Source organism: Kitasatospora sp. NPDC086791 (assembly GCF_040685975.1).
In the GTDB taxonomy this organism is placed as follows: domain Bacteria; phylum Actinomycetota; class Actinomycetes; order Streptomycetales; family Streptomycetaceae; genus Kitasatospora.
Window position 1 is genome coordinate 220,572 of record NZ_JBFBOC010000003.1, and the last position, 15,125, is coordinate 235,696.

General features: G+C 73.5%; 12 protein-coding genes, 2 tRNA genes and 1 pseudogene. 5 read left to right on the forward strand and 10 right to left on the reverse strand.

Annotated features, from left to right (window positions below):
- Positions 1-234 precede the first annotated feature (234 nt).
- The 3 genes from AB0Q99_RS08000 to AB0Q99_RS08010 form a co-directional block, all read right to left on the reverse strand.
- Positions 235-308, reverse strand: a tRNA-Met gene (locus AB0Q99_RS08000).
- A gap of 184 nt (positions 309-492) precedes the next feature.
- Positions 493-566 (reverse strand) — tRNA-Met (locus AB0Q99_RS08005).
- A gap of 91 nt (positions 567-657) precedes the next feature.
- Positions 658-3,654: a UPF0182 family protein gene (locus AB0Q99_RS08010; protein WP_363569459.1), complete on the reverse strand. Its 2,997-nt coding sequence runs from the start codon at positions 3,652-3,654 to the stop codon at positions 658-660.
- Between the two features lie 260 nt (positions 3,655-3,914).
- Between AB0Q99_RS08010 and AB0Q99_RS08015 the strand changes: the two genes are divergently transcribed.
- Complete coding sequence (locus AB0Q99_RS08015) at positions 3,915-4,487, forward strand: PPA1309 family protein (RefSeq protein ID WP_363569460.1); 573 nt, start codon at positions 3,915-3,917, stop codon at positions 4,485-4,487.
- 92 nt (positions 4,488-4,579) lie between these two features.
- Here AB0Q99_RS08015 and AB0Q99_RS08020 read toward each other — a convergent pair whose 3' ends face one another.
- From AB0Q99_RS08020 to AB0Q99_RS08035, 4 genes are all read right to left on the reverse strand, one after another.
- Positions 4,580-5,692: a PDZ domain-containing protein gene (locus tag AB0Q99_RS08020; RefSeq protein WP_363569461.1), complete on the reverse strand. Its 1,113-nt coding sequence runs from the start codon at positions 5,690-5,692 to the stop codon at positions 4,580-4,582.
- Positions 5,693-5,734: 42 nt separating this feature from the next.
- Entirely contained in the window at positions 5,735-5,926 is a 192-nt protein-coding gene (locus tag AB0Q99_RS08025; protein WP_363569462.1) for a hypothetical protein, read from the reverse strand.
- Between the two features lie 211 nt (positions 5,927-6,137).
- Positions 6,138-6,578, reverse strand: coding sequence for a molybdenum cofactor biosynthesis protein MoaE (locus tag AB0Q99_RS08030; protein ID WP_363569463.1), 441 nt, complete (start codon positions 6,576-6,578; stop codon positions 6,138-6,140).
- Positions 6,579-6,731: 153 nt separating this feature from the next.
- Entirely contained in the window at positions 6,732-7,781 is a 1,050-nt protein-coding gene (locus AB0Q99_RS08035; RefSeq protein WP_363569636.1) for an NAD-dependent epimerase/dehydratase family protein, read from the reverse strand.
- Between the two features lie 296 nt (positions 7,782-8,077).
- Here AB0Q99_RS08035 and AB0Q99_RS08040 point away from each other — a divergent pair, with 296 nt between their 5' ends.
- Both AB0Q99_RS08040 and AB0Q99_RS08045 read left to right on the forward strand, forming a co-directional pair.
- Entirely contained in the window at positions 8,078-9,604 is a 1,527-nt protein-coding gene (locus tag AB0Q99_RS08040; protein WP_363569464.1) for a zinc-dependent metalloprotease, read from the forward strand.
- On the forward strand, positions 9,601-10,188 hold the full coding sequence (locus AB0Q99_RS08045; RefSeq protein ID WP_363569465.1) for an NUDIX hydrolase: 588 nt from the start codon (positions 9,601-9,603) through the stop codon (positions 10,186-10,188). The genes AB0Q99_RS08040 and AB0Q99_RS08045 overlap by 4 nt, the downstream gene beginning before the upstream one ends.
- A gap of 91 nt (positions 10,189-10,279) precedes the next feature.
- Here the strand turns inward: AB0Q99_RS08045 and AB0Q99_RS08050 are convergent.
- Positions 10,280-10,825, reverse strand: a pseudogene (locus tag AB0Q99_RS08050) (M48 family metallopeptidase); the annotation flags it as partial.
- A 507-nt stretch (positions 10,826-11,332) separates the two neighbouring features.
- Between AB0Q99_RS08050 and AB0Q99_RS08055 the strand changes: the two are divergent.
- Both AB0Q99_RS08055 and AB0Q99_RS08060 read left to right on the forward strand, forming a co-directional pair.
- Positions 11,333-12,421, forward strand: a complete 1,089-nt coding sequence (locus AB0Q99_RS08055; RefSeq protein WP_363569466.1) for a TOMM precursor leader peptide-binding protein — start codon at positions 11,333-11,335, stop codon at positions 12,419-12,421.
- Positions 12,422-12,660: 239 nt separating this feature from the next.
- The gene (locus AB0Q99_RS08060; RefSeq protein WP_363569467.1) at positions 12,661-14,133 is read left to right on the forward strand and encodes an AarF/ABC1/UbiB kinase family protein; all 1,473 of its coding nucleotides are present in this window, start codon (positions 12,661-12,663) and stop codon (positions 14,131-14,133) included.
- 145 nt (positions 14,134-14,278) lie between these two features.
- Here the strand turns inward: AB0Q99_RS08060 and AB0Q99_RS08065 are convergent, their stop codons facing one another.
- Positions 14,279-14,674: a hypothetical protein gene (locus tag AB0Q99_RS08065; protein ID WP_363569468.1), complete on the reverse strand. Its 396-nt coding sequence runs from the start codon at positions 14,672-14,674 to the stop codon at positions 14,279-14,281.
- A complete protein-coding gene (locus tag AB0Q99_RS08070; RefSeq protein ID WP_280676621.1) occupies positions 14,671-14,988 on the reverse strand; it encodes a WhiB family transcriptional regulator in 318 nt (105 codons plus the stop codon). Before AB0Q99_RS08070 ends, AB0Q99_RS08065 begins: the two co-directional genes overlap by 4 nt.
- Between the last annotated feature and the right edge of the window lie 137 nt (positions 14,989-15,125).

Below are 15,125 nucleotides of genomic sequence, written 5' to 3' on the forward strand. Positions count from 1 at the left end.
TCACCTGCTACCCGCGTACACCTGCCCCGGCCGAATTCGAGCGGGGCGACCCGAAGCCGACGAAATTGCTTCGGCGCTTTGTCGATTTCCCGACACTTCCACCTCACAAACCCCGCTGCCGTCCTCCTTGGCGACGGTCGATAGTACCGGAGCGGTTCCCACCGCTTCCGGATGAGAACGTTCCGGGAAACACCAGAGGCCCGGAGGAAGGATCCTCCGGGCCTCTGGCCTTTGTAGCGGGGACAGGATTTGAACCTGCGACCTCTGGGTTATGAGCCCAGCGAGCTACCGAGCTGCTCCACCCCGCGTCGGTGATTAAACCATAGCACGGAAACGACGGGGGTCCGTTCGAGTGATCGTCCGGGGGCCCGCGCACGTCCGGACGGGAACGCCCGGCCCCGAGGGGAACACCGGGGAGGCCCCGGGACGCACCGGAAGCCCCGGGAAACACCAGAGGCCCGGAGGAAGGATCCTCCGGGCCTCTGGCCTTTGTAGCGGGGACAGGATTTGAACCTGCGACCTCTGGGTTATGAGCCCAGCGAGCTACCGAGCTGCTCCACCCCGCGTCGGTGGTTGAACCATAGCACCGATGCGGGGCGGAACGGAAAACGGGTTACCGCAGCTCGGCGGGCCACCCTCGGGGCGGCCCGCCGGGCGCTACGGCTGGGGGCTCGGCGAGCCGCTGCCGGTGGCCCCCGGCGCGGGCGTGCCGCTCGGGGCCGGCGCCGGGCCGGCGCCGCGGGCCGCGTCGGCCGCCTTCAGCGCGTCGCCGAGCGCCTTCTGGGCGTTGCCGTAGGCCACCCAGTCGCCGTTCTTGAACGCGGCCTGGCTGTCGTTGTAGGCCTTGGCCGCGTCCGTCAGCGCCTTCTGCAGCTCCGGCGAGATCGTCCCGCCGGGGGCCGGCGCGGTCGGCGCGGGCGTGGGCGTCCCCGGGGAGGTCGGGGTCGTCGGGGAGGTCGGCGCGGTCGGGGCCGTCCCGCTGCCCGGCGAGGAGGGCGCGACCGGCGTGGCCGGCGGGGCCTGCCCGGCGAACAGCTTCTTCAGCGCCGCCTCCAGGGTGTCCTCGAACGCCACGTTGTCGTCCCCGTACACCGCCAGGACCTTCTGCAGCGTCGGGTACTTGGCGCCGCGACCGCGCACGTACACCGGCTCGACGTTGAGCAGTCCGCCGCCGACCGGCAGGGTCAGCAGGTTGCCGTACTCCAGCTCGGTGTCACCGCCGGTCTTCAGTGCGTAGATCTGCGAGGCCACCTCCTGGCGGGAGTTGAACTTCGACTGCACCAGGCCCGGGCCGGGGGCGCCGGACTCGCCCGTCATCTTCAGGACGCGGATCTTCCCGTAGTCGTCGCCCGGGTCCGCGTTGACGGCCATGAACGCCGCCAGGTTCGGCCGGCCGTTGGGCACGAAGGTGCTGGTCAGCGAGAAGCTCGCGGTGGCGGCGTCCGGCGTCCGCACCGTCACGTAGTACGGCGGCTGGACCTGCTTGGTGTCGCTGGTCGGGTCCACCGGGACCTGCCAGATGTCACTGCCGTTGAAGAAGGAGTTGGAGTCGGTCACGTGGTACTGGCCGAGCAGGTCGCGCTGCACCTTGAACATGTCCTGCGGGTAGCGCAGGTGCGGCAGCAGCGACTGCGGGATGTCGGCCTTCGGCTCGACGGTGCCCGGGAAGGCCTTCATCCAGGTCTTCAGCACCGGGTCCTTCTCGTCCCACTGGTAGAGCTTCACCTCGCCGGTGTAGGCGTCCACCGTGGCCTTGACCGAGTTGCGGATGTAGTTGACCTGGTTGGCGACGGTCAGCAGCTCACCGCGCTGGTTGGTCAGCGAGTCCTTGGTGGCGGTGCCCAGCGTCGTCTTCGAGGAGAACGGGAAGCCGTCCGAGGTGGTGTAGCCGTCCACCACCCACACCACGCGGCCGTCCTGCACCACCGGGTACGGGTCGGCGTCGATCGACAGCCACGGCGCGACCTTCTCCACCCGCTCCTTCGGCGTGCGGTTGTAGATCACCTTGGCGCCGTCGGTGATCGCCCCCGCGTACAGGATCTGCGGCTCGGCGAAGCGCACCGCGTACGCGGCCCGGGTGACCGGGTTGTCCAGCGAGACACCGCTGGCACCGGCGTACGTGTACTCCACGTTCTGGCCGGTCTTGGTGTCGGTGTAGTCGATCTCCTTGTTCGAGCCGCCGACGATCGAGTACGTCGTCGTCTTCTCGCCGTAGTAGATCCGCTGCTGGTAGTCGCCGAGCGCGCCGGTGGCCGGCAGGCCGGACTCGGTGAAGACCGGGCCGCCCTTGTCGTCGACCTGGTTGCCCTTGGCGACCGCCGCGCCGTAGCCGTGGGTGTACTTGAAGTGGTCGTTGATCCAGTTGCGCTGCACGCCGTTGAGGTCCAGCTCGCGCAGGCCGATCACGGTGTCCTGCTTGGTCGCGCCGCTGCCGTAGCGGTCCACGTCCAGCGTGCTCGGGAAGGCGTAGTAGTTGCGCTGCTGCTCCAGCGACTGGAAGGTCTGCGACACGATGTTCGGGTCCAGCAGCCGCACGTCCGCGATGGTCTGCGCGTCCGGCTTGAGCGCGTCACCGGTGGTCGACCCCTGCGGGCTGTACGGCGTGGTCTGCGCGTCGGCGATCCCGTACGCCTGCCGCGTCGCGTCGATGTTCTTCTGGATGTACGGCGTCTCCTTGGCCTGCTCGTTCGGCTTGACCTGGAACTGCTGCACGATCGCCGGGTACAGGCCGCCGATCAGCACCGCCGACAGCACCATCAGGCCCAGGCCGATCAGGGCCGGCGCCCAGGTGCGGCGGACCGGGGTCAGGAAGAACAGCACCGCGCAGATGATCGCGACGAAGAACAGGATGGTCTTGGCCGGCAGGAACGCGTTGGCGTCCACGTAGCGCAGGCCGGTCCAGCCCGAGACCCCCTTGTACGAACCGGTCTTGACCGCCAGCGCGTACCGGTCCAGCCAGTAGGCGGCGGCCTTCAGCAGCACGAACACGCCCAGCAGCACCGCCAGGTGCCCCTGCGCGCCCGCGCTCGCCCGCCGGCCCGGGCCCTGCAGCCGCAGGCCCCCGTACAGGTAGTGCACCAGCGCCGAGGTCAGCAGCGAGACGATCACCGCGCTGAACGCGAAGCCCAGCACGAACTCGTAGAACGGCAGGTCGAAGGCGTAGAAGGAGACGTCCATGCCGAACTGGGCGTCCTTCTCCCCGAAGGACGTCGAGTTGGTCCACATCAGCCAGGTCCGCCACTGGCCGGACGCCGCGGCGCCCGCCACCAGGCCGATTACCAGCGAGACGCCGATCAGCGCCCAGCGCTTGAACGGCGCCAGGCCCGCCCGGTAGCGGTCCAGGCTCTGCTGCTCCACCGACATCGCCGACAGCGGCGGCCGCAGCCGGTGCGCCAGCCAGATGTTGAAGCCGACGATCACCGCCATCAGCAGGCCGAACACCGCGAACAGCCCGATCTTCGTCCACAGCTGGGTGGTGAACACCGAGGAGTAGTGGACCGACCTGAACCACAGCCAGTCCGTCCAGAAGCCCGCGAACATGACGAACAGCAGGAACAGCACCGCGAGTACGCCCAGGGTCAGCAGGGCCACCCGCGCCCGCCGGGAGGGCGGGCCCACCCTTCGCCGGAAACCCGGCCCTGAGCGTTCCGGCATCTGGAATACCACGGTGGCACCTCAGCTGTGTCGTCTGGATGGGTCAGTCGTCAGAGCAACTAAACCAGGCTTCGACCGAGTTCCCACCGTTAGCAGACGGTTACGACGACGCCCGGGGCCCGGCCGTCTCCCCCCTGCCCGCAGCCGGGACGGCCCACATCACCCCGCCCGCACCCCGCCCGCACCACCCCGCTCCCGCCCGGCCACCCGCGCCGGGCCACCCGGCGAGCGCGCCCCGCCCGGCGTGTGAGGATTGAGGCATGTCCGACGCGCCTGATCTGAACAACTCCCCCGACGACGTCTCCAAGCTCCCGGCCGCCTCCCCGCTGACCCGGGCCGCGCTGGAGATCGACGAGTACGCCGCCACCCTCGGCTGGGACCTCCCGGCCCGACTGTTCGCCCTGGTGGACAGCGCCGCCCTGCGCAAGGCCGATCCCCGGATCGCCAAGCAGCTCGGCCTCGCCGACGGCGACGAGCCCGGCCTCACCCCGGTCGAGCAGGACGAGCTGCCGGCCGGCATGGAGCTCGACAAGTTCCTCGGCACCATCGCCTGGCCCGACGCGGTGGCCGGCTGCGCCCTGGTCGTCGAGCGCCTGATGCTGCCCCCGGGCGCCGAGCAGTCCCGCCCGCGGGGTGCCTCCGACGCCCAGCTCGCCGAGTGGGTGGCCAACCACCCCAAGCGGGAGGAGGTCCGGATCACCGCCGCCGTACTGCGCGACGGCCGGAAGGAGATCGCCCTGCGGCTGCGTTCGAAGGACGTCGCCCGCGAGGTGCTGACCGGCCCGGACCTGGTGCCCGGGCTGACCGAGGCGCTGCTCGCGACCTTCGCGTAAGCGGCACTTCGCGTAGGCGGCCCTTCGCGCAAGCCGGTCGCCGCGGGCCCTGCCCCGCAGGTCCTGCCCCGTCGCGGGTCCTGCCCCGCGGGCTACTTGGCGCAGGACGGCAGCGCGGAGGTCTGCCCGGAGCGGATCTGCTCCAGCGACTTCAGCGCGCCGTCCAGCGTGTCCGTCTTGATCAGCCGCAGCCCGGCCGGGGTGTTCTTGGTGGCCTCGGCGCAGTTCGAGGACGGGGTGAAGAAGTACTCGGCCCCGGCGTCCCGGGCGGCGATCAGCTTCATCGATATCCCGCCGATCGGGCCGACCTTGCCGTCGTCGTCGATGGTGCCGGTGCCCGCGACGAACGTGCCCCCGGTGAGGTCGCCGCCGGGGGTGAGCTTGTCGATGATGCCGAGCGAGAACATCAGGCCGGCACTCGGGCCGCCGACGTCCTGCAGGCCGATGTCGATCTGGAACGGGTAGGTGTGCCGGATCCCGGTGCCGATGCCGACCACCGCGAGCTCGGCCCGCTCGGCCGGGGCCTTCGGGTCGAGGTCCTTGGCCCGGACGGTCGGGACCGCGACGTCCGTCCGGCTGCCCGGGTCGGCGGCGCCGTTGCCGCCGGCGTCCTTGACCCGCGGCACGACGGTGAAGACCGCCGACTCGCCCGGCTTGTGCCGGGTGACCCCCGCGACCACCTGGTCGACCGTGCTGACCGGGGTGCCGTCGACGGCGACGATCTGGTCGCCCGCGTGCAGCTTGCCCTCGGCCGGCGCTCCGGCGGTGACCGACTTGACGATCAGCTCGCTGCCGACCGGGACGCCCAGCTGCTTGAGCGCCGCGGTACGGGCGCTGTCCTCGGAGGAGGCGAACTCCTCGGCGTTCTGCTTCTTCGCGTCCGCGTCCGACTGCCCCTTCGGGTAGACGTTGTCGTGCGGCACCACCAGCACGTCGTCGCGCAGCCAGCCGACCACCGCGTTGACCAGGCTGGGCTCGTACTTGGCCCCGGTGACCTGGACGGTCGTCATGTTGAGGTGCCCGGTGGTCGGGTAGGAGTCGTGCCCGGCGATGCTGATCACCGGCTTGCCGCCCTGGTTGCCGAGCGTGTTGTACGTCGGCCCCGGGCTCATCTCCGTGTACGGCACCTTCATCAGCACCGAGACGCAGAGCAGCGCTATGAGCAGCAGGGTGGCAGCGAGCATCGTCGCGGAGCGGCGTGGCATGCCTCGACAGTACGGGACTCGGGTGACGCGGCGCCCGGCGGGCTACCGGCCGGAGCGCTCACCGGGGGCGGCCGCGCCGGCGGTGGTGCGTTCCATCGCGGCCATGAAGCGCCGGTGTTCGGCGAGCGACGCAGGGTCCCCGGTGGCCCGCGGGGCCCGCTGGGCCCAACCCGCCCAGAGGGTCGCGGCGAGGACGGCGACAACCGGAATGATCAGCCAGGCGAGCGCACCCATGTCAGTACTCCCAGCTCGTCGTGTCTATGAGCAGATTAACCACTCCGGCGGACAACGCGGCCGGCGCCGTCCGGGTTACGGGACGGCCGATCGGCTCACTTCCAGGGAGTATTCGGGGCAGCGCCGCGAACCCGTTCGAGTGAGACCCCGGCGCGCCTGACCCGACAGACGTGCGGGACGTGCGGGCGGTTGCAGGGTATGCGGACCGGCTTCAGCAGCCGTCGGCGCCGACCCACTCCTCCGCGCCGTCGGCGAAGACCTGGTGCTTCCAGATCGGCGCCTCGCGCTTGAGGTCGTCGATCAGCCGGCGGGCGGCCGCGAAGGACTCGCCGCGGTGGGCGCAGGAGACGGCGACGATCACGGCCTTGTCGGTGATCCCGAGCCGGCCGACCCGGTGGACCGCGGCGAGCGCCCGGACCGGGAAGTCCGCGACGATCTTCTCGGCGATCCGGCGCATCTCCGCCTCGGCGGTGGGGTGGCAGCTGTACTCCAGCGCGGCGACCGACTTGCCGCCGTCGTGGTCACGGACCGTCCCGACGAAGACGGTGGTGCCGCCGGCCGCGTCGTCGCCGACCGCCTGGTACACCTCGTCCAGCGAGAGCGGGGTGCCGCGGATGGCGAGCAGGCGGATGGGGTCGTGAATCTCGGGCATGCTCCCATGATTCCCCATCCGGTCCGGTCGGAGGCAAGTGCCTTCCGCATCACGATGTAGGGGTTTCGCATCGTGAGAAACGGCGCCGATCGGTCGACCGGCGCCGCCTCGGAACCGCCGCCTCAGAGCCACCGCCGTCCCGGAACCGCCGCCTCAGAACCGCCGCCGCTTGCGGGCCCGGCGCACCAGCGCCGCCGTACCGACCAGCGCCACCGTCGCCCCGGCCGCGCCCAGGCTGGTCGCGGCCTCCTTCCCGCCCAGCCGGCGCCCGGCCACCGCGTGCTTGCCGGACACCTGGGCCAGCAGCTCGGCCAGCACCTGCTCGTTGGTGTGCGCCGGACGCCAGCCCGCCTCGTGCAGCCGGCTGCCGGAGACCACCCACGGGTACATCGTGTACGCCAGGTCCCCGGCCGGCGCCGGGGTCAGGCCCAGCCGGTGCAGCCGCGCCGCCGTCCCGAGCGCCAGCGCGGCGGGCAGCTCCATCCGCCGGATCCCGGACAGCCGCTCCACGTCCTCCTGCTCCAGCCAGCCGTCGCAGCCGACCGTCACCTCGCCCTCGACCAGGCCCAGCGCCGCGTACTCCAGCGCCGCCGTCAGGTCGTCCACGTGGCAGAACTGCCAGCACGGGCGGGAGCCGGCCACCACCAGCAGCCGGGGCGCCTCGAAGTGCCGGGTCAGCACGGTGTCCACCCCGGGGCCCACCACCACGGCCGGGCGCAGCACCGTCACCTGCAGCCCGGGGTGGGCGCGCGGCGCGCGGCGGGCCAGCCGCTCGATCTCCAGCAGGTCCCCGACCAGCGAGGCCTCCTCGGTCGCCCGCAGCTCGGAGTCCTCGGCCAGCGGCACCTCGTTGTCGGCCAGCGCGCCGTAGACCATCGCCGAGGTGCACAGCACCACGCGGTGCACACCGGCGGCCGCGGCCGCGGTCAGCACCGTCTGGGCGCCGCGCACGTTGTAGGCGCTGCGGGCGCGCGGGTCGGACTCCATCCCGAAGTCCATCGCCAGGTGCACCACCACGTCGACCCCGGCCAGCCGCTCGGCCACCGCCGGGTCCCGGACGTCCAGCACCCGCCACTGCACGCCCGGAACCTCGCCGCGCCGGTCGTCGACCGCGAGGACCTTCCGTACGTGCGGGGAGGCGACCAGCCGCGTCGCGACCCGCTCCCCGAGAACGCCCGCGGCACCCGTCACCGCCACGGTCAGCGGCCGTCCGCCGTAGGCTGGAGGCGGCGACGCCGTGGTGTCCGACGCGTCCTCTCCTCCGGTCAGCCCAGAGCGAACGTCCGAAGGCGGGGAACTCACCGGACATCCTCCACGGTTAGCTTATGTGCGTACGGACGTGTGTCACGTACGTCCATCCTGCCCGAGGCGAAGGCCCGGCGGTGCACCCGGCGCGGGCCTGCCGCGGCGGAGCCGCCCCCGAGTCCCCACTCCGCCACCGCCCCGGGCGCTGACTTCCCCGCCACACCCGCATGACGGCCGACCGGATCGAGGACCCCGTGAGCGACCTTCCCTTCGGATTCGGCGTTCCGCCCGAGGAGCCCGAGGACGGCAAGGCCAAGCCCGACGACGCGCAGAGGAAGAAGGACCAGGACCCGGCCGCCGGCAACCCGCAGTCCTTCGGCTTCGGGGGCGGCAACCCCTTCGGCGCGATGTTCGGCATGCCCGGTGCCCCGGGCGGCCCCGGCGGTGCCGGTGCCGACAACCCCTTCGCCGCGATGTTCGGCGGCATGAACCCCGGCGACCTCGGCGCCGCCTTCCAGCAGCTCGGGCAGATGCTCTCGTTCGAGGGCGGCCCGGTGAACTGGGAGCTCGCGCAGAACATCGCCCGCCAGAGCGTCGTCGCCGAGCCCGCCGAGGGCAAGAGCAAGGACCGCTCGGTCAGCGCCGCCGAGCGCTCCGCCGTCGCCGAGGCCGTCCGGCTGGCCGACCTGTGGCTCGACGGTGTCACCGAGTTCCCCTCCGGCGCCGGCACCGCCGTCGCCTGGAGCCGCGCCGAGTGGATCGAGGCCACCCTCCCGGTCTGGAAGGACCTGGTCGACCCGGTCGCCGAGCGCGTCGGCAACGCCATGGGCGGGATCCTGCCCGAGGAGATGCAGGCCATGGCCGGCCCGCTGATGGGCATGATGCGCTCCATGGGCGGCGCCATGTTCGGCACCCAGATCGGCCAGGCACTCGGCGCCCTCGCCGCCGAGGTGGTCGGCTCCGCCGACGTCGGCCTGCCGCTCGCCCCGGCCGGCAAGGCCGCGCTGCTGCCGCAGAACGTCGCCGAGTTCGGCGAGGGCCTGAGCGTGCCCGCCGACGAGGTCCGCCTCTACCTCGCCCTGCGCGAGGCCGCCCACCAGCGGCTCTTCGCCCACGTGCCGTGGCTGCGGGCCCACCTGCTGGGCGCCGTCGAGGCCTACGCGCGCGGGATCAAGGTCGACACCTCCCGGATGGAGGAGCTCGTCGGCCAGCTCGACCCGAGCAACCCCGAGGCGCTCCAGGAGGCGCTGGCCGGCGGCCTGCTCCAGCCCGAGGACACCCCCGAGCAGAAGGCCGCGCTCGCCCGCCTGGAGACCGCGCTCGCGCTGGTCGAGGGCTGGGTCGACGCCGTCGTGCACGCCGCCGCCGAACCGCACCTGCCGCAGGCCGGCGCGCTGCGCGAGACCGTCCGCCGCCGCCGCGCGGCCGGCGGACCCGCCGAGCAGACCTTCGCCACCCTGGTCGGCCTGGAGCTGCGCCCGCGCCGCCTGCGCGACGCCTCCCGGCTGTGGGCGCTGCTCGCCGACGCCCGGGGCATCGAGGGCCGCGACGCGCTCTGGGGACACCCGGACATGCTGCCCACGGCCGCCGACCTGGACGACCCGGACGCCTTCGTGCACCGGGGCACCGGGGACGACCTGGAGGGCGGGATCGACTTCGACGCGATCGACAAGCTGCTCGGCGAGGCCGCGGCCGGCAAGCCCGACCTCAGCAAGGGCGGCACCGAGCCGAAGACCGACGGCACCGACGGCACCGACGGGAAGGGCGAGCCCACCGCATGACGGACACCCACACGTCCGCGTCCACCCTGCACGCGGACGCCGTCCGCACGCTGTCCGGGTGGCGCCCCGCCGACGAGGACCAGGAACGGCTGCGGCTGGACTACCTGGAGCACCTGGCCGCGCAGCCCGAGGGCCTGTTCCGGTCCTGCCTGCCCGCGCACATCACCGCGAGCGCGGCGGTCGTCGACCCGGAGGCCGGCCGGGTGCTGCTCACCCTGCACCCCAAGGTCGGCATGTGGCTGCAGATGGGCGGGCACTGCGAGCCCGGCGACCGCGACCTCGCCTCGGCCGCGCTGCGCGAGGCCGTCGAGGAGTCCGGCATCCCCGACCTGGTGCTGCTGGAGGCGGACGGCGTCCCGGTCCCGGCCAAGCTGGACCGCCACCTGGTCCGCTGCGCGGGCAAGGACCGGCCGGAGAACACCCACCTGGACGTCCAGTACATCGCGGTGGCCCCGGCCGGCGCGCAGGCGCTGATCAGCGAGGAGTCGCTGGACCTGCGCTGGTTCGACTACGAGCGGCTGCCGGAGCTCACCGACCACTCGGTGCGCGACCTGGTGGCCCGGGCGCGGCGGCTGACCGGCTGAGGTGCGACATCGGAAGGGGGCGCGGGCCGAGGTGGCCCGCGCCCCCTTTCCGTCGTCCTCCGGTCGACTCCCGCCGCCCCTGCGGCCGGCCTCAGTCGCAGGAGGAGGCCGGGTCCGGGCGCTGGTCGGCGTGCCGGGCCCCGGGGATGTGCGGCAGCCGGGCCGCCGAGACCACGCCCTCCAGGTAGCCGCGGGCCCGCTCCGTCCGGGGGTAGGCCTCCAGCAGGGCCCAGAACGCCGGGCCGTGGTCCGGCACCAGCAGGTGCGCCAGCTCGTGCAGCAGCACGTAGTCCAGCACGTACTCCGGCATGCCCTGGAGCCGGTGGGAGAGGCGGATCGTGCCCTCGCTCGGGGTGCAGGAGCCCCAGCGCGAGTTCTGGTTGGTGACCCAGCGGACCGTGCTGGGGTGGGCACGGTCGCCCAGGTAGGCGGCGGACAGCTCACGGGCCCGGGCCATCAGGGCCTCGTCCCCGGGGACCCGCCGGGACTCCTGGGCGGCGAGCTTCTCCAGCATCTGCGCGACCCAGCGCTGTTCCTCGGCGTGCGACATCCGGGCCGGGATCAGCACGACGGTGCGGTCGCCCTCGCGGTAGGCGGAGACCGTACGACTGCGGCGGGCGCTGCGCCGCACCTCGACCCGGGCCCGGTCGTGCGCCTCCGGGGGGAGTGCCCCGACGGGCGGGTACGGGGACGGCGCCGACCTCGACTGCTGCTCCGGATACTGCGGCTCCGGGCGGTTCCGGTCCGGGCGGTTCTGTTCGGGGTGGTTCTGGTCCGGGTGGTTCTGGTCCGGGCGCCCGCGTGTGTTCGGCGTCGCGATCTGTGACCCGGACGCTGCACGGGCACGCCGTCGCGACGCCGGTGGATGGGAGTCCCGCTCGGCTGCCATGGCACACGACGTTACCCGCTACCACGGACAGAAGTCCGCTGCCGTGGCCGGAATCTTTCATGGAGTGATCGGGAACGAAAAGTCGACGGCGGGTGTCCGGAAACCGACGCCGGAGAGGATGGCCGGTTATCCACAGGGTGCGCGAACCGCTCGTCCGATCATGTGTACGGCCCTGTGGACAACCGCGGGCACACCGTCGGCCCGATGGGGCAAGCTGCGGTCGACCGTCCGGAAACGATCGGAAGGGAGATCGCCGTGCGCCTCGCGCTGAAGCCCGCGCTGTCCCGCAGCTGGCGGGACTCCGAGACCCTGCAGTTCGGCACCGTCACCCGCCACGCGGGGCTGCTCGGCAACGCCGACCGGACCCTGTGCGAGTTCCTCGGGCTGCTCGACGGCACCCGCGACCGGCTCGAGCTGGTGGCGGCCGGCGAGCGGATCGGGCTCGGCCGCGAGCCGGCCGACACGCTGCTGACCGAGCTGGCCGAGACCGGGCTGCTGGACGACGCGGAGGCGGCCGACCGGGCGCTGGCCCGCTTCCCCCAGCCACACCGCGAGCTGCTCGGGCCCGACCTCGCCTCGCTCTCGCTGGTCCACTCCGGCCCGGGCGCCGCGCCCGCCGTGCTGGCCCGCCGGGCCGACGCCCGGATCGAGGTGCGCGGCGCTGGCCGGGTCGGCGCCGCCGTGGCGGCGGTGCTCGCCGCCGGCGGAGCTGGCACGGTCACCGTCGCGGACGGCGGCCGGGTGAGGCCGGGCGACTGCTCCCCCGCGGGGCTGCCGCCCGGGGACGTCGGCCGGCTGCGCGCGACGGCGGCGCGGGAGGCGGTGCAGCGCGCGACCGGCCGCCCGCCGGCTCCGCCGCCGCGCCGCGGGCCCGGCGGGCCGCCGCCGGACTTCGTGGTCCTCGCGCCCCGGGACGGCAGCGCCGCCTTCGCGGGCGGGACGTACGAGGCCCGGCTGCTGCTCCGGGCCGGGGTGCCGCACCTCTACGTGGGCGTGGTCGAGGAGTTCGGCGTCGTCGGGCCGCTGGTGGTCCCGGGGATGTCGGCGTGCGGGCACTGCCTGGTGCTGCGGCGGGAGGACGAGGACGCGGCCTGGCCGCGGGTCCTGGCCCAGCTGGCCCAGGAGGGCCCGGGGCGTGCCCGTACGCCGGCCTGCGACACGGCCCTGGCGACGGCGGTCGCCGGGCTGGCCGCGCTGCACGCGCAGGTGTACCTGGACGGCGGTCGGCCGCCGAGCGTGGACGGCTGGTGCGAGGTGTCGGCGGGCGACGGCACGTCCCGGCGCCTGCGGCTGCGGGGGCACCCGGACTGCGGGTGCCTGTGGCAGCCGCTGCCGCCTGGGTGAGGGGCACGGCGGCGGCGTCGCGGGCCCGGACCGGGCCGGGGTCGCGACGCCGGGGTCGCGACGCCGCGTTCGGCCACGACCCGGCGGCGGTGCGGACCAAGCCGCCCAACTCCCCGCAAAGGGACGGCGCCCGCCGCCCCGCCCCACGGAATTCCGACGGGCTTGGGGCGGGGAGCGGGCACAATGGCGTAGTGATGGTCGGCCGTCCGGTGTCGGGGGGCCAGGGATTGGAGGCCCGGGTGAGCGATCTTCCGCGCAAGGCAGTGACCCGCACGGCACGGCTCGCCGCCCTGCCGCTGGGGATAGCCGGCCGCGCCACGCTCGGCCTGGGCCGGCGGATCGGCGGCCGCTCCGCCGAGGTGGTCACCGCCGAGCTCCAACAGGCCACCGCCGACCAGCTGTTCAAGGTGCTCGGCGAACTCAAGGGCGGGGCGATGAAGTTCGGGCAGGTGCTGTCCGTCTTCGAGGCCGCGCTGCCCGAGGAGGTCGCCGGTCCGTACCGGGCGGCGCTCACCAAGCTGCAGGACGCCGCTCCCCCGATGCCCGCCGCCACGGTGCACACCGCACTCACCCAGCGGCTCGGGGACGACTGGCGCGAGCTGTTCCTGGAGTTCGACGACCGCCCCGCGGCCGCGGCCTCGATCGGGCAGGTGCACCGGGCGGTCTGGCACGACGGCCGCCGGGTCGCGGTCAAGGTGCAGTACCCGGGCGCGGGCGACGCGCTGCTCGCCGACCTCTCGCAGCTGAGCCGGGTGGCCTGGCTGCTGGGCCCGCTGATCCCCGGGCTGGACATCAAGCCGCTGATCGCCGAACTGCGCGAGCGGGTCTCGGAGGAGCTGGACTACGAGCTGGAGTCGCAGGCCCAGCGCCGGCACGCCGAGGAGTTCGCCGACGACCCCGACATCGCGGTGCCGGGCGTGGTGGCGCAGGCCGACCAGGTGCTGGTCACCGAGTGGATGGACGGCACCCCGCTGGCCGAGGTGATCGTGCGCGGCACCCAGGAGGAGCGCGACCGCGCCGGGCAGCTGCTGGCCCGGTTCCTGTTCGCCGGCCCGTCCCGGACCGGCCTGCTGCACGCGGACCCGCACCCGGGCAACTTCCGGCTGCTGAAGGACGACGGCCCGGTGTCCGGCTGGCGGCTGGGCGTGCTGGACTTCGGCACGGTGGACCGCCTGCCGGGCGGGCTGCCCGCGCCGATCGGGGCGTCGCTGCGGATGGCGCTGGCCGGGAACGCCGGGGGCGTGCTGCAGATGCTGCGCGAGGAGGGCTTCGTGAAGCCCTCGATCCAGCTGGATCCGGACGCGGTACTGGACTACCTGCTGCCGATCATCGAGCCGGCCGCGGTGGAGAACTTCCACTTCACCCGGGCCTGGATGCGCGCCCAGGCGGCCCGGATCGCCGACCCGCGCTCGCCCGCCTACAACCTGGGCAAGCAGCTCAACCTGCCGCCCGCGTACCTGCTGATCCACCGGGTGACGCTGAGCACCATCGGCGTGCTCTGCCAGCTCGGCGCCAAGGCCCCGTTCCGCACGGAGATGCTGGAGTGGTTGCCGGAGTTCGCCGACCGGACGCACCGGGCGCACCGGGCGCAGCGGGCGGACGGGTCACGGCGGACGCGACCGCCGGAGCAGGCCACCGAGCCCGAGCGGCCGGCGCCGGGGCAGCCGAAGGCCCGCAAGGGCAGCGGCCCCGCCCGCACCGCGAAGGGCTGACGACGCCGCCGGGCGCCGGCGGAAGGCCCCGGCAGAAGGCACCGGCCCGCCACCGGACCCAACGGCCGCAGGCCGCTCCCCACCGACGGGGGAGCGGCCTGCGGCACGACGGGGGTCGGACGACGGGCCCGAGGGCCCGCGGGTGCTACATCAGCGCCACGGCGAGCGCCTTGCGGGCCCGCATCGAGGCCCGCTCGGCCCGCTGCCGGAGCTTGCGGGCCCGGATGACCCGGCTGACGAGCCGTTGGTTCTCGGCCTCGTGGAGCCTGTCTTGCATATGGGCCCGGGCCAGGGATTCGTGGAGGAGTTGCATTTCGAGGATCCTGTTCTGGGTCTGGAGTTCTGCGGCCTGCTCGGCGCGGGCGGTGGGGTCGACGACGGGGTTCATGTGGTGGTCCTGCTCGTGGTGCGTGCTCGGGAACGGGATACGGGCTGCGGCGTCGGCCTTGGCGGCCGCGATCCGCACGGAACGGCGAAGGGCGCTGTCCAGCGGGGGCTGCTCTCCCCGGCGGACGACCCTGGCCCGGTCGGCGGGGTTCACGCCATGACCTCGGTCTTGCGCGGACGGCCGCGGGGGCGCTTGCGGGCCACCACGACGCCCTGGACGAACAGCTCGCCACCCCAGACGCCCCACGGCTCGCGCCGCTCCAGGGCGCCGGTCAGACAGGCGTCCTTGACCGGGCAGGTGCCGCAGAGGGACTTCGCGTACTCGACGTCGGCGGGCGTCTCGGCGAAGAAGACCTCGGGGTCGAACGCGCGGCAGGGGATGGGGAGACCGAGAGCCTCGGCCTGCTCGATCGAGCTGATCTGCATGGAAGGAACCTCCGGGGGGTCGGCCTGGTCGGCCTTGGTGATCTGGCTTGTCGGCGGTACGGACGGGGTGGGCGGCGTGATGACCGTGGACACTGTGGCGTCTTCCTCGTCTTCTCAGTGGTTCCGGCCCAGGGGACTGGTGGTGCTGGGCCGGAGGCCCCGGAGGGCCTGGGTTGGTC

Excerpts from the sequence above, each read along its gene's own strand:
- AB0Q99_RS08010 (WP_363569459.1), bottom strand. The coding sequence starts at position 3,654 with ATGCCGGAACGCTCAGGGCCGGGTTTCCGGCGAAGGGTGGGCCCGCCC.
- AB0Q99_RS08015 (WP_363569460.1), top strand. The coding sequence starts at position 3,915 with ATGTCCGACGCGCCTGATCTGAACAACTCCCCCGACGACGTCTCCAAG.
- AB0Q99_RS08020 (WP_363569461.1), bottom strand. The coding sequence starts at position 5,692 with ATGCCACGCCGCTCCGCGACGATGCTCGCTGCCACCCTGCTGCTCATA.
- AB0Q99_RS08025 (WP_363569462.1), bottom strand. The coding sequence starts at position 5,926 with ATGGGTGCGCTCGCCTGGCTGATCATTCCGGTTGTCGCCGTCCTCGCC.
- AB0Q99_RS08030 (WP_363569463.1), bottom strand. The coding sequence starts at position 6,578 with ATGCCCGAGATTCACGACCCCATCCGCCTGCTCGCCATCCGCGGCACC.
- AB0Q99_RS08045 (WP_363569465.1), top strand. The coding sequence starts at position 9,601 with ATGACGGACACCCACACGTCCGCGTCCACCCTGCACGCGGACGCCGTC.